This window comes from Puia sp. (assembly GCF_035546395.1).
Lineage (GTDB): Bacteria > Bacteroidota > Bacteroidia > Chitinophagales > Chitinophagaceae > Puia.
Window position 1 is genome coordinate 98,242 of the sequence record NZ_DASZXR010000010.1, and the last position, 19,418, is coordinate 117,659.

Annotated in this window: 19 protein-coding genes; 8 read left to right on the top strand and 11 right to left on the bottom strand. The window is 54.7% G+C overall.

Annotation, left to right across the window (positions count from 1 at the left end; translation table 11 throughout):
- Positions 1–1,890, bottom strand: a complete 1,890-nt coding sequence (locus VHE34_RS10400) for a DNA topoisomerase IV subunit B (RefSeq protein ID WP_325587481.1) — start codon at positions 1,888–1,890, stop codon at positions 1–3.
- 303 nt (positions 1,891–2,193) lie between these two features.
- On the opposite strand from VHE34_RS10400, the gene VHE34_RS10405 reads away from it, so the two are divergent.
- The 3 genes from VHE34_RS10405 to VHE34_RS10415 all read left to right on the top strand — a co-directional run bounded on the left by VHE34_RS10405 (position 2,194) and on the right by VHE34_RS10415 (position 4,640).
- Complete coding sequence (locus tag VHE34_RS10405; protein ID WP_325587483.1) at positions 2,194–3,627, top strand: ATP-binding cassette domain-containing protein; 1,434 nt, start codon at positions 2,194–2,196, stop codon at positions 3,625–3,627.
- 136 nt (positions 3,628–3,763) lie between these two features.
- Positions 3,764–4,081: a carboxypeptidase-like regulatory domain-containing protein gene (locus tag VHE34_RS10410; RefSeq protein ID WP_325587485.1), complete on the top strand. Its 318-nt coding sequence runs from the start codon at positions 3,764–3,766 to the stop codon at positions 4,079–4,081.
- A 289-nt stretch (positions 4,082–4,370) separates the two neighbouring features.
- Positions 4,371–4,640: a hypothetical protein gene (locus VHE34_RS10415; protein WP_325587487.1), complete on the top strand. Its 270-nt coding sequence runs from the start codon at positions 4,371–4,373 to the stop codon at positions 4,638–4,640.
- On the opposite strand, the gene VHE34_RS10420 is transcribed toward VHE34_RS10415, so the two are convergent.
- On the bottom strand, positions 4,619–5,338 hold the full coding sequence (locus VHE34_RS10420; protein ID WP_325587489.1) for a hypothetical protein: 720 nt from the start codon (positions 5,336–5,338) through the stop codon (positions 4,619–4,621). The two genes, VHE34_RS10415 and VHE34_RS10420, sit on opposite strands and share 22 nt — an antisense overlap.
- Before the next feature lie 133 nt (positions 5,339–5,471).
- On the opposite strand from VHE34_RS10420, the gene dnaG reads away from it, so the two are divergent.
- Positions 5,472–7,418, top strand: a complete 1,947-nt coding sequence (gene dnaG / locus VHE34_RS10425) for a DNA primase (protein WP_325587491.1) — start codon at positions 5,472–5,474, stop codon at positions 7,416–7,418.
- A 40-nt stretch (positions 7,419–7,458) separates the two neighbouring features.
- On the opposite strand, the gene VHE34_RS10430 is transcribed toward dnaG, so the two are convergent.
- From VHE34_RS10430 to rpsO, 6 genes are all read right to left on the bottom strand, one after another.
- The gene (locus VHE34_RS10430) at positions 7,459–8,022 is read right to left on the bottom strand and encodes a DinB family protein (protein WP_325587493.1); all 564 of its coding nucleotides are present in this window, start codon (positions 8,020–8,022) and stop codon (positions 7,459–7,461) included.
- Between the two features lie 169 nt (positions 8,023–8,191).
- Positions 8,192–8,686, bottom strand: a complete 495-nt coding sequence (locus VHE34_RS10435; protein ID WP_325587495.1) for a hypothetical protein — start codon at positions 8,684–8,686, stop codon at positions 8,192–8,194.
- 117 nt (positions 8,687–8,803) lie between these two features.
- Complete coding sequence (gene plsY / locus VHE34_RS10440; RefSeq protein WP_325587497.1) at positions 8,804–9,469, bottom strand: glycerol-3-phosphate 1-O-acyltransferase PlsY; 666 nt, start codon at positions 9,467–9,469, stop codon at positions 8,804–8,806.
- Positions 9,470–9,656: 187 nt separating this feature from the next.
- Entirely contained in the window at positions 9,657–10,469 is an 813-nt protein-coding gene (gene prmA, locus VHE34_RS10445) for a 50S ribosomal protein L11 methyltransferase (RefSeq protein WP_325587499.1), read from the bottom strand.
- Positions 10,470–10,521: 52 nt separating this feature from the next.
- Entirely contained in the window at positions 10,522–12,699 is a 2,178-nt protein-coding gene (pnp, locus tag VHE34_RS10450) for a polyribonucleotide nucleotidyltransferase (RefSeq protein ID WP_325587501.1), read from the bottom strand.
- Between the two features lie 118 nt (positions 12,700–12,817).
- Complete coding sequence (gene rpsO / locus VHE34_RS10455) at positions 12,818–13,090, bottom strand: 30S ribosomal protein S15 (protein ID WP_325587503.1); 273 nt, start codon at positions 13,088–13,090, stop codon at positions 12,818–12,820.
- A 170-nt stretch (positions 13,091–13,260) separates the two neighbouring features.
- Between rpsO and VHE34_RS10460 the strand changes: the two genes are divergently transcribed.
- Both VHE34_RS10460 and VHE34_RS10465 read left to right on the top strand, forming a co-directional pair.
- Positions 13,261–14,373 carry a glycosyltransferase gene (locus tag VHE34_RS10460; protein WP_325587506.1) on the top strand — a complete coding sequence of 371 codons (1,113 nt, stop codon included), beginning with the start codon at positions 13,261–13,263 and terminating at the stop codon, positions 14,371–14,373.
- A gap of 3 nt (positions 14,374–14,376) precedes the next feature.
- Positions 14,377–15,507 carry a glycosyltransferase gene (locus VHE34_RS10465; protein WP_325587508.1) on the top strand — a complete coding sequence of 377 codons (1,131 nt, stop codon included), beginning with the start codon at positions 14,377–14,379 and terminating at the stop codon, positions 15,505–15,507.
- Here the strand turns inward: VHE34_RS10465 and VHE34_RS10470 are convergent.
- The 3 genes from VHE34_RS10470 to VHE34_RS10480 form a co-directional block, all read right to left on the bottom strand.
- Positions 15,494–16,183 carry a cell division ATP-binding protein FtsE gene (locus tag VHE34_RS10470; RefSeq protein WP_325587510.1) on the bottom strand — a complete coding sequence of 230 codons (690 nt, stop codon included), beginning with the start codon at positions 16,181–16,183 and terminating at the stop codon, positions 15,494–15,496. The two genes, VHE34_RS10465 and VHE34_RS10470, sit on opposite strands and share 14 nt — an antisense overlap.
- A 101-nt stretch (positions 16,184–16,284) precedes the next feature.
- A complete protein-coding gene (locus tag VHE34_RS10475) occupies positions 16,285–17,616 on the bottom strand; it encodes an NAD(P)/FAD-dependent oxidoreductase (protein ID WP_325587512.1) in 1,332 nt (443 codons plus the stop codon).
- 90 nt (positions 17,617–17,706) lie between these two features.
- Entirely contained in the window at positions 17,707–18,069 is a 363-nt protein-coding gene (locus tag VHE34_RS10480) for a hypothetical protein (protein ID WP_325587514.1), read from the bottom strand.
- 114 nt (positions 18,070–18,183) lie between these two features.
- On the opposite strand from VHE34_RS10480, the gene VHE34_RS10485 reads away from it, so the two are divergent.
- Complete coding sequence (locus tag VHE34_RS10485) at positions 18,184–18,747, top strand: cyclic nucleotide-binding domain-containing protein (RefSeq protein WP_325587516.1); 564 nt, start codon at positions 18,184–18,186, stop codon at positions 18,745–18,747.
- Between the two features lie 158 nt (positions 18,748–18,905).
- A complete protein-coding gene (locus VHE34_RS10490) occupies positions 18,906–19,379 on the top strand; it encodes a DUF4138 domain-containing protein (protein ID WP_325587518.1) in 474 nt (157 codons plus the stop codon).
- Positions 19,380–19,418 lie beyond the last annotated feature (39 nt).

The window sequence follows — 19,418 nt, forward strand, 5'->3', positions numbered from 1 at the left end:
TTAGGCTTTTTCCTCCTCCACCAGGTCGAGCTCCACCTTTAGGTTCTTGATAATAAAATCCTGGCGCTCAGGAGTATTCTTACCCATATAATATTCCAATATCTGCTGAATGTGGGTATCCTGCATCACCATCACCGGCTGCTTGCGCATATCGGGACCGATAAACCGCGCAAACTCATCCGGCGAGATCTCACCCAACCCCTTGAACCGGGTGATCTCCGGCTTGCCTCCCAGCTTCTTCACAGCCGCCTGCTTCTCGGTCTCGTCATAACAATAATGCGTCTCCTGCTTGTTCCGCACCCGGAACAACGGCGTCTCGAGGATATAGACGTGGCCGTTCTTGACCAGGTCGGGGAAGAATTGCAGGAAGAAGGTCATCAGCAACAGACGGATATGCATGCCGTCGACATCGGCATCGGTGGCGATCACGATATTGTTGTATCGCAGGCCCTCGATCCCTTCTTCAATATTCAACGCGTGTTGCAAAAGATTGAATTCCTCGTTCTCGTAAACCACCTTCTTCGTCAACCCGAAACAGTTCAGCGGTTTGCCCCGCAGGCTGAAAACGGCCTGGGTCTCCACTTCACGCGCCTTGGTGATGCTGCCGCTCGCCGAATCCCCTTCGGTAATGAAGATCGTGCTCTCCTTCTGCTTCTCGAGCATGGCTTCCTTATCCTTCCCGGTCGCCTCATCATTATAATGGAAGCGGCAATCCCGCAGCTTCTTATTATGCAGGTTAGCCTTCTTCGCCCGCTCGTTGGCCAGCTTCTTGATCCCCGCCAGCTCCTTCCGTTCGCGCTCGCTCTGCTCGATCCGCTTCTTCAGCGAGTCGGCCGTAGTGGGATTTTTATGGAGATAGTTATCGAGCTCTTTGGTCAGGAAGTCGTTGATAAAGTTCTTCATCGTGACCCCCTCGGAAACATTCAGACTCCCCAGCTTGGTCTTCGTCTGCGACTCGAACACGGGCTCGACCACACGGACGCTGATCGCCGCTGCAATACTTTGCCGGATGTCGGCGGCATCATAGTCCTTCTTGTAAAAATCCCGGATCACCTTGACAAAGGCCTCCCGGAAAGCCTGCTGGTGCGTACCGCCCTGGGTCGTGTACTGGCCGTTGACGAAGCTGAAGATCTCCTCCCCGTAGTCATTGTTGTGGGTGATGGCTACCTCGATATCCTCCCCCTTCAGGTGGATAATGGGGTACCGCAACTCGTCCTCATTCGTCCGCCGCTGCAACAGGTCCAGCAACCCATTCTTCGAGATGTACTTCTTCCCATTGAAATTTATCGCCAGTCCCGCATTGAGATAGCAATAATTCCACAGCTGGTTATCGACATATTCATTGAGGAAGTGAAAATTCTTAAAGACGCTGTCATCGGGGATGAAGCTCACCAGGGTACCGTTGGATTCGCTGGTCTTCGTCTCTTTGAACTCTTTGGTCAATTCCCCCTTCGAGAACTCCGCGGTTTTCTCCTTCCCGTCCCGGAAGGCGGAGACCTTGAAATACTTACTCAGCGCGTTGACGGCCTTGGTACCGACCCCGTTCAATCCCACCGATTTCTGGAAGGCCTTACTGTCGTATTTCGCGCCGGTGTTGATCTTGCTGACGACATCCACCACCTTTCCAAGCGGAATGCCACGCCCGTAGTCACGGATCGTCACGGTCTTATTCTCAATGGCGATATCCACCTGCTTGCCATAGCCCATGGTGTACTCGTCGATACAGTTGTCGATCACTTCCTTCAGCAGCACGTAGATGCCGTCATCGGCACTGCTCCCATCCCCCAGCTTCCCGATATACATCCCGGGCCGGAGCCGGATATGCTCCTTCCAATCCAAAGTCCTGACACTGTCATCGTTGTACTCGAACAAATTATTTTTTTCTGCCATAATACGATCAATTGGGCGTCCAGCCCGATACGCGGCGGAAAATGGTCAACCCGAAAATATGCCCATTTTCCGCCACGCAGTCTAATGATGGGCCTTCGGCTTGCGGGCGTCCAGCCCGCAAGGGCGCAATATAATCAAACGATCTCAACCCCCATTTATTTGAATGTCTACACTTGTGGATATTTCGCGCCCAAGGGCCCTCTTCGAAAAAATGGGCCCGGCGCGAAATTATCTTATAGTGGGCCCGTGGCCCATTCTGTCCTGAACAGCTCAGTTTTGGCGCAGTCGTCTTACATTCGCAACATGGCATCTAGTTTCCTGACCCTCAAAGGCGTTTCCGTACACCTGGGCGGTTCCCGCCTGCTAGACGAGCTCGATTGGACGATCCACCGCGGCGAACAATGGGCCCTCACCGGCCCTTCCGGCAGCGGCAAGACCGTATTGGCGCACACCCTGCTCGGCACCCACTTCTATACCGGCACCATCACAACGGCCACCCGCCGCATCGGCATCGTGGAACAGCAACACCGGTTCCGCAACCGGCCAGGATCAACCGAGCTCTATTACCAGCAACGGTTCAACGCCTCCGATGCCGACCAGACCATCACCGTGGCCCAGGAACTCGCCGATGCCGGCTGGGACGGCGCCGATGCCCCCTGGCTCGATACCCTGCATGTCCGCCCGCTGCTCGACAAGCCGCTGATCCAGCTCTCCAACGGCGAGAACAAGCGCACGCAGCTGGCGATCGCGATGCTGCAGGAACCCGAGCTCCTCATCCTCGACAACCCCTTCCTCGGACTCGATGCCGAGGGCCGGGCCACGCTCCATAACATCATCAACGATCTCGTCGCCCGAAAGATCCAGTTTCTGCTGATCACCAGCGTTCATGAGATCCCCGACTCTATCACCCACATCGCACAGCTCGATGCCGGGAAATGGGTATTCCAGGGCGCCAAAGCCGGTTTCCGACCTTCGCAGGACATCGCCACGACCACCCTCGACCCTGCGATCCTCGGCCGGCTTAGGCAGGAAGCCCTCGACAATGCCGGCCCGGATTTCCAGCTGGCCGTCAAAATGGTCAATACGACCATTCGCTATGGCAACGCAACCATTCTCGACAATATCAATTGGGAAGTAAGGAAGGGACAATGCTGGAACGTCTCCGGTCCCAACGGCGCCGGCAAATCCACGCTGCTCAGTCTGATCACCGCCGACAATCCCCAGGCCTATGCCAACGAGATCTGGCTGTTCGATCGCCGGCGTGGCACCGGCGAATCCATCTGGGATATCAAAAAACGCATCGGTTTCGTCTCCCCCGAGCTGCACCTTTATTTCGACTCCGGCGCCACCACCCACGACGTCGTCGCCTCCGGCCTCTTCGACACGGTGGGGCTTTTCCGCGTTTTGAACGAAGAGCAGGAAACCCTGGTCCAAAGCTGGATGCGGCTCCTCTCTCTCTGGGACCTTCGCAGCCGCCGCCTCATCCAGCTTTCCACCGGCCAGCAACGCATGGTCCTGCTGGCCCGGGCGCTGATCAAGAACCCGCCCATGCTCATCCTCGATGAACCGGGCCAGGGCCTCGACGACGAACAAATGGCCCGCTTCCGCAGTCTCATCACCACCCTCGTCGAAGCCTTCGCCACCACGCTCATCTACGTCAGCCACTACCGCCATGAATTGCCGGGATGTATCGACCATTTCCTCCGGCTGGAGAAGGGTGCTATCGTTGATGGATAGACGAAGTGAAACCCATGTAGAACATTTTCCCCAATAAAGCCTTGTTAACAAATCGTTTATGGCACAGTCCTTGTAAAATAAAAACAGTAACCCGTCCCCGGAGCGTAGAACAACGATCATTTTTAAATCTACGTTTATGGAATTCACCCTTTTCAGGCTTATCGCCACGACCGTTGTTGTTGCAGGGTTGTTCGCCTTCACCCATTTTAAGGCAGGATCGATACGGGGTACGGTCACACCGGCTGAAGGCGGCGTACGCGCCTGGGCTGAATCCGCCACCGACACGGTGCGGGCGCCCATCGTCAACGGTTCCTACGAGATCGCCGATGTAAAACCCGGCGCCTACAAGATCGTCATCGAAGCCAAGCCCCCCTATCGCAATATCGCCAAGGACGGGATCATAGTCAGTGACGGCCAGACCGCCGACGTCGGGGAGATCAAACTGGACAAATAGTCCAACAAGAGGCTGTAGGATAAGTGGTCAAGAGCAGGGCCATCCCAAAAGGGATGGCCTTTGCATTGATAATCAATTAATTGCAATTAATTTATTAGGAACACCCCCGAGGGGCAGGAAAGAAAGCCGCCAGAAAAGCCAAAATTCGTACCTTTGTATGGTACTGCTGCGGGCAATTACTAATCCAACCTCAGCCTCTACCATCCGATAAGATCGGGCCCACTTACTTCCCATTAGTTCTGTTCACAATCAAAAATCGTGTATTGTCTTATCTAAAAAAAGGTGATGTATGTATTCGTATGCGCTGTTGGAAAAGGGATGTTATTATCTGATCCAGGAAAAAGAGGAAGGACCCGTCGGCCTGATCAAGGTGAACATGGAAACCGATCTGTGTATGTATGTTTCTAAATACGCCGATTCGACCCAAACGATCTGGAAGAAAAAGACCGATCCCATCTTCGACATCCTGGAACTGCTCGGAGACGACAAGGTAAAGACCTGGGAATCTATCTACAACGATAGCCAGGACACCTACAATTACGAGGAAGATGAAGAGTAAGAGGAAACGAGGGGTCTGCGGACGCGTTTTTTCCGGAGCCCATAGCTCCCCAGCCCTGTACAAGTTACGCAAGCAGACAGCAGAAGGCTGATATAATACAGCAGGAAGCTGTCTGCTTCATTATAGGTCACCGCCGCCGGGCCCGTCCGGAAATGCGCAAAGATATAAATGATCAAAAAGCTCCCGTATCCAAAAAGCAACGCCGCATAGACAAACACCATCGAATCCTCAAAGCGGCTATGTTCCATTTTCTTTAAGTATTGCCAAAGGCCCGTCACGCTATACCCCAGCACCAACACCAGGCCTGCCCCCGTGATCCATGCGCGGGAGTTCATCGTATATCCCCGCCATGCCAATAGAGCCGATTCCGCGGCGACAAAGGCCAGCATCACCCAGATCATCTGCTTCCTCCACCGGCCCGAACTGGCAAAGGCAAAGGCCAGCAACACCATCGGCGTTTCCGTGAATGTATAGAAATTGTTTATCCGTTGCAGGATCGCCCGACCCGCCTCGGAAGTGACGAACCCAGCCGTCGGCAGGTTGACAAGCCCGTTGAAAAGCCAGTAGATACCGATCACCCAGTAGGTATTCACCTGCCGCATTTTCTTCAGACCGAGGAACAGAAAGGGAACAAAACAAAGGACAATCGCCAGGCTGGAGACTACTTCGAAGAGTAAGGAATTGACTCCGTTTTTCAAAGGATGTACGTTTACGTTTTGATTTGGGCATTGCCCAATCTAAAACACAAAATAAGAATAATTTAGTATAGGTAAAACCACTCTATTTTATACATAATTTACGGTATTTTTACGGTTTACTTTCGGGCCCGGAATGATCTCCCAACAAACCATACAACAGATACTCAGCCGTATCGATATTATCGAGATCGTCGGCGCCTTCGTCAAACTCAAGAAACGAGGCACCAACTATCTTGGCCTTTGCCCTTTCCACAACGAGAAGACACCCTCCTTCACCGTCTCTCCTGCAAAGGAGATCTATAAATGCTTTGGCTGTGGCCGTAGCGGCAATACCATCTCCTTTCTCATGGAGCACGAGAAATACTCCTATGTGGAGGCCCTCCGCTGGCTGGCGGCCCGTTACAATGTAGAGATCGAAGAGAAAGAGCTCAGCCCCGAAGCCCGCCAGCAGCAACAGGTGGCCGACAGCCTTTATATCATCAATACCTTTGCTCAGAAGTTCTTCGCCGATTCACTCTTCAATACCGAGGAAGGCCGCGATATCGGTCTCAGCTACCTGAAAGAACGCGGCTTCAACGAGGAGATCATGCGCAAATTCCAGTTGGGTTACTGCCCTGACCAGCGCGATACCTTCGCCCGCGCCGCGCTTGCCGCACAATATAATCCGGAGTACCTTATCCGAACCGGCCTCGTTGTCCAACGCGAAGAGAAGCTGATCGATAACTACCGGGGCCGCGTCATTTTTCCCGTACACAATCACACCGGGAAGATCATCGGCTTCGGCGCCCGGATCATTCGCAGCAATGACCGCGCACCCAAATACATCAACACGCCGGAGAACGAGATCTATGTCAAAAGCAAGATCCTCTACGGCTCCTACCAGGCAAGACAGGCCATCGATAAGGCCGACGAGTGCCTTCTCGTGGAAGGCTATACGGATGTGATATCCCTGCACCAGGCGGGAATCGAGAATGTGGTCGCCAGTGGCGGAACGAGTCTGACGATGGACCAACTCAGACTCATCCGCAAGTATACCCACCATCTCACCATCATCTACGACGGCGATAGCGCCGGCGTAAAAGCCGCGATGCGTGGGCTCGATATGGCGCTCGAAGAAGGCCTCGACGTCAAGCTCGTCCTCATTCCCGACAAGGAAGACCCCGACAGCTATGTCCGCCGCATCGGCGCATCCGCCTTCCGGGAATTCATCGCCGCCAATAAAAAGGACGTGATCCTCTTCCAACTGGAGGTCGCCCTCAAGGACGCGGGCGGCGACAGCAACAAAAAGGCGGCCGTGGTCAACCAGGTCGCCGAGACCATCGCCCGCATCAACAAGGCCGAGGACTTTACCCGCCAGCAGGACTATATCCGCCAATCAGCCGAGATCCTCCGGATCGAGGAGACAGGGCTTTACACCCTGGTCAACAAATTCATCCGCGAACGCATTGCCAAACAGGAGGCAAAGACCGCCGGCGCCGCAGACCGGCCGGTCTCCGAGCCGGTCGATCCCTCGGCAATGGCGGTCCCTACGGACGAAGACTCTCTCAACCTGCTCTTCCGTCATGAGCAGAACGAACGCGGCATGATCCGCGTCCTGCTCGAATATGGTCTGCGTGCTTGGGACGAGCAAACACTGGTGGCCGACTATGTGCTGGGAGAATTCGCCGAGCTCGCCGACCTGATCGATAACAAGCGGCTGCTGACTATCCTCGATCTGTTCAAGGACTGGTACCGTCAGGGCCTCGAACCTACCTCCAGGAATTTTCTTTATCACGAGGACCAGGAGCTCAGCACGCTCGCGGTGTCCGTGATGGACGTACACCTGGAACTCAGTCCCAACTGGAAAGAACATTACGAAGGGAAGATCGCCACCCCGGATGAGTTGTACAAGGAAGATGTGCTGTCTACCATGCGCTATCTCAAGTTGCGAAAGGTATACCGCCTGATGGAAGAGAACCAGGCCGACCTGGGTAAGCCACACTCGGAAGAAGAGCTGATGATGCTCCTCCAGACACATATGCACCTCAAAGAAATGGAAAGAAGCCTTCTGCAGGACCTGGGCACCGTCATCTTCAAATAACGGAGGCGCCGTCGAAATGCCGGGCCGAGGGGCCGGCCTGTCAGGTTGTTGGTACAACCAGGCGCTGTGCTTGCAGCAGATGCCGCTCCCCATGCGCGACCAGGAATCGCAGCATATCCCCAAGCCGCAGCGAAATAAGCCCGTTTAAATAGAAAGGGATCCGGATCCGCCGCAGATCCTTCGTCCGCACGTGCCGCAGGATATCATCCAGCGAATCGCAATGGCGCTGAAACGCTTCCAGCGCTTCCCGGGCATCCGGTTCCCTCCCCTCGGGGGAATGCGCCGCGATCGCCTTCAACTTGAAGAGTGTGCCATCCGGCCGGGGCATGATCCGCCCGTATAGCCAATCCCCCAGCCAGCTGCTGCGATATTCATCAGGGTGATGATCCGGCGCCAGCGTGATGCGCGTCAGGATTTTCCGCACCGTTTGGTCCATGGAAAGATTGAGGTGGGTGTAGATCTCGGCAATACTCCACTTGCCCGGCGCGGGCCTGTGCAGCAGCTGATCATCCGTAAGACGAAGAAAGGGTTGGACACTGGCTTTCAGCAGCTCCGTCCTGTCCAGCAACTCGGCGATCAGGCTCTGTCTGCTAAAAATAGCCATGAGATTAGGGATAAAGGGTAAAGCATATCGATTAGGTATACTAAGATACGCGAAGCCCCTTACGCTAGTGAATTTCAACGGCCAATATACCCAAAAACAGGAAGCGCGCATCAGGGCGGCGACAGTTCACGGCCGTCATTGCGCAGGTAATGGCGATGATCCGGGTAATTTAGGCGCTGGCGACCCGGCGGCGGCTCGTCGTCTTCCTGCCGCCTTCCCGTTCCACACCGGACTGCTCCAATACACTCTCCCGCAATGGAGCGCGGAAATGAAGAGGGGGCGCCGCTTTTTTAAAGCGCACTGCCGTCCACACGTGGTCAATGGCCACGTCCCGGACGATCTCATACCCCGCGCCCGTAATACAGTCCCAGCTGCATTCGCGGGTCAGCGTGGTCGCGATCTTAGAACCCGGCTTGGGATAGGCAACCCAGAACTTGCCGTCCGCCCGCAACGCAGGCAACACCTCCTGCACGATCCCCCGCAGCTGCTGCTCATTGATCGCGAAAACAAGGGCGAAATCGATCTTCCTGCTTTTCAGCAAGGGGGTCAGACATTTCGCAAAGGCTAATTTCATGAATTGCTTCTCGATGGAAGAAGGCAGACCCTGAATCAACAGGTTTCTTTCATCGGTGAGTTGTAGTTTCTCCAGTAAAGTTTGAGACATTTCTGGACCCGTTTAGTTTTCTATTATGTGATAGAGAGACCGCGCTAGGCTCGCGGGATGGCGAAATTACGCATTATCTTGTCGGGAACGACGATTTTGTTGTACCGCTAAGCGATTTTATTCCTTCTCCCTGTCCACACTCCTCCGGTGCCGCCGTCTGTCCCGGTATTTTAGGATGGGTACTTTGTTCTCACTCCCCCTGAGCAGGCGGGTGATGTTCTTCTGATGGGTAAGGACGACAAGAAGGGCTACGGCAATGGCAAAACCCCGATAGAGGGTCTCCTTTGCGTCGAAGATGTATAAGATTAATACGGCGAACGCCACAGATGCCAGAATACTGCTGAGCGAGACAAAACGGGTGAGATACAGTACGAGCAGGAACACGGCCACACAGCAAACGGCCGCCAGAGGCTGAATGGCGATGATCATTCCAAACAACGTCGCAACCCCCTTGCCACCGCGAAACTCGGCCCAGATTGGAAAAATATGACCCACAACGGCTGCCAGACCCAGTCCGACCATGAAATTGGTCCGGTCCGTTTCATCATGTAAATAGTAAGGAACAAGAATGTAAAGACTCGTCGCGATCACGCCCTTCAGGACGTCCACCCCCATCACAAAACAACCCCAACGCGAGCCCAGAACCCGGAAGGTGTTCGTGGCCCCGGCGTTCCCGCTGCCATATTCACGGATATCGATCCCAAAAAACGACCGGCTGACCCAAATGGCGGTAGGAATTGAACCTATCAGATACGCCGATAGAATGAGTAGAACCTCCTTCATTCGAATGGTTGAAGTTTGAGCACCGGGGCTGGTTGTTCCCCAAAGTACCCATCCCCGGTGCACGGCTTATGATGGGCCTTCGGCGGTGGACCCGTGGTCCACTCAGGTTAAGTTGGATAACAAATATACTGAAAAAACAACCGCATTCCGTTCGCTCTCAGCCCGATAATTTCATCTATTTTTAACTTTACGGCTTGCTTTTTTCCAATTTCAAGCAAATCCATGCTCCCTTTGTCATCCGTACGGATATTGAAAAATTTATTTTAACGGCCTCATTTTCAATGTCTTTATAGTCATCTTCAAGAAGACCGCTCAATAATATAACGCCCCCCTCCACCAAATGTTGCCCCATCGCGCCCATCTCGGCCAGAATTACATGTTTATTGATGTTGGCCAACAACACATCGAAGGTTCCGTTGACCTCAGACAAGCTATTCATCTTGCTCACTTTCACCTGTTTGCAGCCATTAGCTTCAATATTTTCTTCAGCGTTCGCGATGCTCCAGTCATCATTGTCGATCGCCAGCACGGACCTCGCCCCCAGCCTTTCCGCCAGGATGGCCAGCACCCCCGTTCCCGTTCCGAAATCCAGCACCCGCTTTCCCCGGATGTCCAGCTCTGCCATCGCCCGGATCATCATAAAGGTCGTCGCATGATGCCCCGTCCCAAAGCTCATCTTCGGGGTGATCACCAATTCATGCTTCACACCGGTGACCGGCTTATGGAAATGCGCCCGGATCGCACAGAAGTTATCCACCACTACCGGCTCGAAATTCTTCTCCCATTCCTCGTTCCAGTTCCGCTCCGGCAGGCGCTGTTCCGCATAGCCGACCTCAAACGACCCAAGAACGCTTTCCAGCGCAAGCCGGTCAAATCGCTCTTCGGCCACATATGCCCGCAAAATCTCTTCTTCCTGCTGAAATCCGTCATACCCGAGCTCTGCCAGCAACGCGATCAGCACCTCCTGCCATTCTTCTGTTTTTATCGCAATCTCAATCATAAAAAAAGTCTGCGGCGCAAACCGCAGACCATATCTTGTTGAACAATGATGATTATTGTTGTTCGGGACGACCGCCGGCAGGAGCCTTGGGCGGCGGAGCGCCGGCGCCTGCACCCTCGGGCTTCGGCATCAGCACCTTGCGGCTCAGCTTGAACTTCCCGGTCTTCTGATCCAGGCCGATCAGCTTCACCTTCACCATATCGCCCTCTTTCAGCACCCCTTCCATCGTCTCCAGCCGTTTGTGCGAGATCTCGCTGATATGCAGCAGACCCTGCTTTCCGGGGAGGAACTCGACGAAAGCGCCATACGGCATCACCGACTTGACCTTGGCCTCGTAGACCGAGCCGACTTCCGGCTGCGCTACAATGCTCTTGATCCAGTTGACAGCCTTGTCCAGCCCTTCTTTCGCCGGGCTGAAAATGCTCACCTCGCCAAAATTGCCGACCTCCTCCAGGTTGATCGTCGTACCCGTCTCGCGTTGGATCTCCTGGATGATCTTACCCTGCGGCCCGATAACGGCGCCGATGAATTCCTTGTCGATAAAGATCTTCACCATCCGCGGCGCATGCGGCTTCACTTCCGGCCGGGATTCCGGCATCGTGGCATACATCGCTTCGAGAATGTGCAGCCGGCCTTTCCGTGCCTGTTCCAGCGCCTCACGCATCGTGCTCATGGCTAGTCCGTCCACTTTAATATCCATCTGCACACCGCAGATGCCATCACGGGTGCCCGTGACCTTGAAGTCCATATCGCCGAGATGATCCTCGTCACCGAGGATATCCGTCAGGATCGCATATTTCCCATCCGCCCGGGTGATCAGGCCCATCGCCACACCGCTGACATGCTTCCGGAAAGGAACACCCGCATCCATCAGCGCCAGGCTGCCCGCACAGACGGTAGCCATCGAAGACGAACCATTGGACTCGAGTATATCGCTCACCACGCGAACCGTGTAAGGATAATCCGTCCCCGGCATCATCTGCTTCAGGCTGCGCATGGCCAGGTTGCCATGCCCTACTTCCCGGCGGCTCTGCCCACGCATCATCTTCACCTCCCCGGTGCTGAACGGCGGGAAATTATAGTGTAAGAAGAATTTCGAATCGTACGACTTGGCGGCGCTCTCGATCAGCAGCTCATCCAGCGGCGTACCCAGGGTCACCGTGGTCAGCGACTGCGTCTCCCCACGGGTGAACAGCGCCGAACCATGCGGCGTCGGTAAGGGATCCACTTCCATCGCCAGCGGACGGACCTGGTCCAGGCTCCGGCCGTCGAGACGTATCCGCTCGTCCAGGATCATGTCGCGGACCAGTTCCCATTGCAGATCGGCGTAGTATTTTTTGGCGAATTTCTTATCGATATCCTCGGCATCCTCACCCAGGCTCTCGATCAGTTCGTCCTTCAGCTTATCGAATGCATCGCTGCGCTCGTGTTTGCTGCTGCCCGCCCTGGCGATCTGCATGATCCTTTCCTTCGTAAAGGCGATCACCTTTTGCTGCAATTCTTCTTTATGCTCGGGTTTCTTGTAGTCCCTTTTACCGGTTACCCCGGCCTTCGCGCGCAATTCTTCCTGCGCCTTGATCTGGATGCGGATCGCGTCATGTGCCAGTTCGAGGGCCTTCACGAGGTCCTCCTCGCTGCATTCCTTCGCTTCCCCTTCGACCATCATCAGGTTCTTCTCCGTGGCGGCGATCATGAACTCCAGGTCGGACTTCTCCAGCTCGCTGCGGCTCGGGTTTACGATGAACTGGCCATCCACACGACCGATCCGGACCTCGCTGATGATCTCCTTGATCGGAATATCGGAAACAGCCAAAGCGGCCGAAGCAGCGAGACAGGCCAGTGAGTCGGGCATCACCTCGGCATCACTGGAAACAAGGCTCAGCAATACCTGCACCTCGCAAAAGTAATCCTCGGGGAACAGGGGCCGCAGGGCGCGGTCGATCAGGCGGCTCGTCAGAATCTCATAATCGTTCAACCGGGCCTCCCGTTTGAAAAAGGAACCCGGGATACGGCCCGCTGAAGCGAACTTCTCCTGGTAATCGACGGACAACGGGAAAAAGTCCTGTCCTTCTTTTGGTTCTTTGTTGGCAACAACGGTGGCCAGGATAATACTATTTCCCTGGCGCACGGTAACGGCGCCGTCTGCCTGGCGCGCGAGCTTACCGGTCTCGATGGTGACCATCCGGCCTCCACCAATATCAAACGTTACACTAATGGGTTGTGAAAGCATGTGCTTGTCTTCTTAAAAGATGATTGTAAAAATGCGATTGCGACCAAATTCCTTAGATATAAAAAAACGATTCCCAACCGTCAATTCAGTTGGGAATGGTTTATATATCCATAAAGAATTATTTTCTAAGTCCGAGTTTTTCGATCAACTGGCGGTAACCCGTGAGGTTGGTCTTGCTCAGGTAGGTCAGCAGGCGCTTCCTTTTCCCTACCAGCTGCATCAGGCCACGGTGAGTGGAGAAGTCTTTCTTATTGGCCTGCAGGTGTTCAGAAATACGGTTGATCCGCTCTGTCAGCAATGCGATCTGGCCCTCGATAGAACCGGTGTTGGCGGCTTTCCCACCAAATTCTGTAAAGAAGCTCGCTTTTTTCTCTTTTGTCAAATAAGGCATCTCAAATTGATTTTCGGCTGCAGACCCATATGGCCCGCATTTATTATCTGATTATATTAGGGTGCAAAATTAAGGGAATATTTCTAAAATATTAAAAATAAGCGCTAAAAACCGCATAATAATCATGCGTATATCCTCTTAATTGGCTAATATTGGCGCATTTAGGCACTATGGCCCATGGAAAAAGGCTCTTCTTCACCGTCACAAACGATCTTGTCTTCGATCAGCGGATGACCCGAATCTGCACCTCCCTGGCCGGGGCAGGCTACACCGTCACCCTCGTTGGCCGCCGTCACCGTGACTCCCCCGCCCTCACTGAACAACCCTATCGCCAGCGCCGCCTGAACACCTGGTTCCGCCGGGGCAGGAGCTTCTATATAGAATACAATCTCCGCCTGCTCTTTTTCCTCCTTTTCCAGCCCATGGACGGCCTCTGCGCCATCGACCTCGACACCATCCTGCCCGTCTATCTCATTTCCCGCCTCCGCCGCAAAACCCGCTTGTATGACGCGCACGAGCTCTTTTGCGAGATGCAGGAGGTCGTCACCCGGCCGAATGTGTATAAGCTGTGGAAAAAAATCGAACGATTCGCCGTACCCCGCTTCCGCCACGGTTACACCGTCAACGGGCATATCGCAGCGGAATTCAAAAAAATGTATGGCGTCAACTATGCCGTTATCCGCAATATGCCCCTGCTGAACGAGGACCCCGTCCCTCCACCGGCAAGACCGCTCCCGCCAGCCCCCTTCTTCCTCTACCAGGGCGCCGTCAATGAAGGCCGCTGCTTCGAAACGCTCATACCCGCCATGCAGCACGTCCCCGCCCCTCTCATTATTTGCGGTGATGGGAACTTTATGGCGCAGGCCAGAGCCCTGGTACGGCAATATCGTCTCGAAGAAAAGGTCATCTTCCTTGGCATGATCCCTCCGGGCGAGCTTCCTGCCATCACCCGTGCGGCCCGGGCCGGCATCACCCTGTTCGACCGCCGCGGTATCAGCAACTACTATTCGCTGGCCAACCGCTTCTTTGATTATATGCATGCAGGTATCCCGCAACTGGCTGTGAATTACCCCGCTTACCGGGAAATAAACAATTCCTGCCCCGTTGCTGTTTGTATTGACGAGCCTGGGATCGGGGAAATAGCGGGAGCGTTGAACCAGCTACTGGATAATACCGGGCTACATCGAACCTTAGCAGACAACTGCAAACAAGCCCGGCTTCGCTACAACTGGCAGGAAGAACAACAGCTGCTGATCCGCCTTTATCAGGAAATTTTCAACTAGAACGTGGAGAATCATCTACATATCGTGTGCCTGGACGTGCCTTACCCGGTGGATTACGGGGGAGTCTTCGACCTGTTCCATAAGATCCGGTCGCTCTTTGACGCCGGCGTAAAGATCCATCTGCACTGCTTTGAATACGGCCGCGGCCCGCAGCCTGTATTGGAAGAATACTGCGTCGAGGTCAACTATTACGCCCGCCACGAAGGCCATAAGGGATTCTCGCACCGGCTGCCCTATATCGTCTGCTCGCGCTCCAACGGTGAACTGCTCGACCGGTTGCTGAAGGACGATCACCCCATCCTCCTCGAAGGCATCCATTGTACCTACCTGCTCAACGACGATCGCTTCCACGACCGGAAGGTCGTTTTGCGGTTGCACAACGTCGAATATCAATACTACCGTCAGCTCTACCTCGCGGAACGCTCCCTGCTGAAAAAGATATATTACCTCCACGAAAGTAACCTGCTCCGCGGGTACGAACAGCGCATCGCACCAAAAGTGAAGATCCTCGCCGTTTCCTCGAAAGACAAAGAACATTACCAGCAGGAGTTCGGCGCCACCGATATCGAGACCCTTCCCGTATTCCTTCCCTTCCGGGACATCGAGAGCAAGGAAGGCACCGGCTGCTTTTGCCTTTATCATGGCAACCTCTCCGTCACCGAGAACGAACAGGTGGTCGTATGGTTGCTAAAAAAGGTGTTCAGTCAGATGGAGATGCCCTTTATCGTCTCGGGCAAGAACCCGTCGGCCCGCCTGCAACGCCTGACCGAACAATATCCGCACGTCTGTCTCATCCCAAATCCTTCCGAGGAGGAGATGCACGATCTGATCACGAAGGCGCAGGTGAATATCCTTCCTTCGTTCAACTGCACGGGAGTAAAGCTCAAGCTCCTCAACGCCCTGTACAACGGCCGCCATTGCATCGTCAACAAAGACGCCGTGGAAGGCACCGGCCTGGAAGGCATCTGCCATATCGCGTCCGGCGCCGATGATGTCCGTTGTTACATTTCCGAGCTGTTCGCCCGGCCGTTCCGGCGGGACGACATCGAAGCCCGCAAAAAAGTGCTGGGGGATATCTACGATCCGAAGGAAAACCTGGAAAAATTAATGAACGCCTGTTTTACTCAACCGTAAGGCTCGCGTTGTCGGTCACCTGCCCGCGTTCGGTCCGGACCATCCTGGCCGGGAATTTATGGATCACCCGGTAGTCATGCGTGGCCATGACGATCGACGTCCCATAATCGCGCGAGATCTGGAACAGCAGTTGCATGATCTCATCGGAGGTCTCCGGGTCGAGGTTACCCGTTGGCTCATCGGCCAGGATCAGCTTTGGCGAATTGAGCAGGGCCCGGGCGATATCAACGCGTTGCTGCTCCCCGCCGCTCATCTCGAAGGGCATCTTGAAACCTTTCGCCTTCAGACCCACTTTGTCGAGTACGTCGGCGACCTTCTCATCCATCAGCCGCGTGTCCTTCCAGCCTGTCGCTTTCAGCACGAACTTCAGGTTATCATTGACATTCCGGTCCGTCAGCAATTGAAAATCCTGGAATACCACGCCGAGGGTCCTGCGCAGATAGGGCACCTTCTTCCAGTCCATCTCCCGCAGATCAAAGCCGGCCACCTGCCCGTCGCCTTCCTTCAGCAGCAGGTCTCCGTATAACGTCTTCAACAGGCTGGACTTACCTGTGCCCGTTTTTCCGACAAGGTACACGAACTGGCCTTTTTCAACGGTGAAATTGACGTCCGAAAGGATAAGATTGGAGCCTTGATAGATGTTAGCATGCTTTAATTCCACGATGATTTCGGCCATAGCGATTGGTGCATGGGGACATTTGGTCCGCCTGGTAACAAAAATAGGGAAAAATGTTGTCGCGCTGGCCCATATCCAAAATTAGGGCCGTTGACAACTGCTTATCCTTTCACCATGGGCCGGCCGACGGTATCCACCGGCTTTTCCAGCGGCGGCAGGGGAGCCCCCTCGCCCCGGTCGGCCTTCAGCATCAGCCGGAGCGTCGAGTCATTGGTCAGATAGCTCATCATCCAGTTCAAAAAGACGATCAGCCGGTTCTTCACATTCAACAACAGCATCAGGTGCACGAACATCCAGGTCAGCCAGGCCAAGGGCCCCTGGAAGGAGATCCCCGGCAGGTCGACCACCGCCTTTCGCTTCCCCACCGTGGCCATGGTCCCCTTGTTATGATATTCGAACTCGATCTTCGGTTTCCCCTTCAACTCCCGCTTGAAGTTTTTGGCGATATGCGCCGACATGGCGTTGGCCGCGTTGGCCAGCTGCGGATGACCGTTAGGATACTTCGGCGTGGGCATATAGGCGATATCCCCGACGGCGTAGACCCCGTCCAGCCCTTCCACTTCCCCGAACCGGTTCGTCCTGAGCCGGTTCCCCCGCACCATCACGGAGGCCGGGATACCATCGATGACATTCCCCGTGACGCCCGCCGCCCAGATGAGATTCCTGGCGGTCAGCGTCTCCCCGCCTTTGAGCCTGACGGTGTTGCCGTCATAGTCTTCCACGGTGGTGCCCGTCCGCACGATGACGCCCAGCCGCTCCAGGTACTGGCGGGATTTCCTCTTCGATGCGTCGCTCATCGAATTGAGCGTATTGGGGCTGCCTTCGATCAGGTAGATCTGCAGCCTTGAAAAATCCACCTCGGGATAATCCTTCGGCAGGATATTCTTCTTCATTTCGGCCATGGCGCCGGCCAGTTCCACTCCCGTCGGCCCTCCACCCACGATCACGAAGTTCAGCAGCGATTGCAGCTCCGCCGGTCCTGCCTCGATCGTGTCTTCGAAGGTCTGCAGGATACGGTTTCGCAACGCCATCGCATTGGGGACCGACTTCATGGGGAAGGAATTGGCCCGGACGCGCTCGTTATTAAAATAATTCGTTGTGCAGCCGATACAAAGCACCAACCGGTCGTAGGCGATATCGCCTACTGTCGTGCTCAATATCTTCTTATCCACGTCCACATGCTCGACTTCGGCGATCCGGATGGTCACATTGTGCGTATGCTGAAAGACCTTTCGCAATGGAAAAGAGATGCTGGATGGCTCGAGCCGCGCCGTGGCGACCTGGTACATCAAAGGTTGGAACTGGTGATAGTTGTGGCGATCGATCAAAAAGACGTCGTAGTCAGTATTATTGAGGCTCCTGGCGAAAGTCAACCCTGCAAATCCGGCTCCCACGATAACCACTCTCTGCCTCTTGCTGTTTGTTGTTGCCATAATGGTAGGTTTATCCATGCAAAGTTAGGAAACTGCCGACATTCACCGTCCTGTGGCGTGATGGCCTGGATCACCCAATCGTTGTACATTTCATTCCCGTTGACCGGTTTCCAACCGCATCAGGACCCCATAATTCCCGCATCCGGGATCATGCAGATAATCAGCGATCAGTGCCAGCGGCCGGAAGCCGATCCTTCGCTGGGCCGTCAGGGTCGGATCGCTGCGGTCTCCTTCTACCCATTGCCGGTAATACTCCTCCCCGCTCATCTGTGCGGCGACGGCGCCGTAGCCATTCATCATCCCAACCGTCAGCTGCCCCATCAGCCCGAGCCGGGTGACCAACTCCTGCCGGGCCCGGTACAACAGCCGCGAAAGCCCCCGCCCCCGGTCGCCGGGGTGGATGCCCATATCCAGCCCGTAGAGCCATTCGCCGGCCGGCCGGTGCCGGGTCACGATCCGCCGTTGTGGAGGTTACGATGATCATGATCGTAAATTTACCAATTTGCGATCAATGCATAATGACTTCAGGGAACCTCCTTTTATTTGCCCTATACCAGCCCGTTACTCATGGAATATCCCTTGTCCCAACTGCGACGCTATCATTCACTGACACCGGAATTCATCCGCGATCTCGAAAGCAGGATACGCAGGATCGAAGCCGCAAAGAACAATACCCTCCTGCTAAAAGGCGATATTTGCCGCGATCTCTACCTCATTGAGAAGGGAACGCTCGGCTGCTACGACAGCGAGGAGCGGAAACGCTACTATACATGGATCTTCCATGAGGGGGATTTTGTCACAGCCGTCGACAGCTTCAACAACCAGACCGTCTCCAGCGAGACCATTGTCGCCCTTTCCTTCTGCGTGCTCTGGGCCATCACCAAAAAGGACCTGGATGAGCTCACCGCAAAATTCCCCGAATTCGGCATCATCCGCCAGATACTCACCGACAAATACCATATCCAGAGCCGTGTCATGGATGCGAAACGAAAGCGTCCGCCCGAACAGTTCTATGAGTATCTTCTCTCTACCTATCCTTACCTGCAGCACGTCCCTGCCACGGCCCTGGCGTCGCTGATGGGGATCACCCGCACCACGCTCTATGAGATCATCCAGCGGAAAAAGAGGTAATGTTCGATTCCTTACAACAGAATTGTTCAATTTCTGACAGCATTCCTGTTAGGAAGTTTACACATTGATGTTCAGTATATTACACACCCTTTTTGTCCTTTTTTTGCTTCGATTTCCGAAGTTTGTCATGTCCTTTTTTCAATCAAAAAACAAGAACAATGACAAAGCTTATCATCCTGCTGACGGGATACCTCCTGTTCGGCCAGCCAACCTACTCGGTTGCGCAAAAAGACGTACAGCTCCAAAGCTGTTGCGAGAAGATCATGCGAATCGGTCCCTGTCTCCTCTACCCGGCCAATCACAACGGAAAGATGCGTTTCCGCCTGCTGGGAATCTATAGTCACGGCCCTACCCTCTTCTTCCTGCTTCGGCTCAACAATCGCTCGCCCCTCGATTACGACGTCGATAGCATCCGCTTCTGCGTCGCGGAAAACACGATGAAACCAATTTATATCTATGACAGCACGGTCATGGTGCCCGGTTACCGGCGCGCGACGACCATTTATGCCCTCCCTCGGTTCACCCTGTCCCCGGGCAGGCGCCTGCTGATCATCGTCCGCGAAAAGAACGGCGGCCGTCACCTGCGCATCCGGGCGGGCAACAGCACCCTGGAAAGGGCGCGGCGAGTCTGACATCCGACCCTGCATTATTCACCATTAAAAACAAAATGT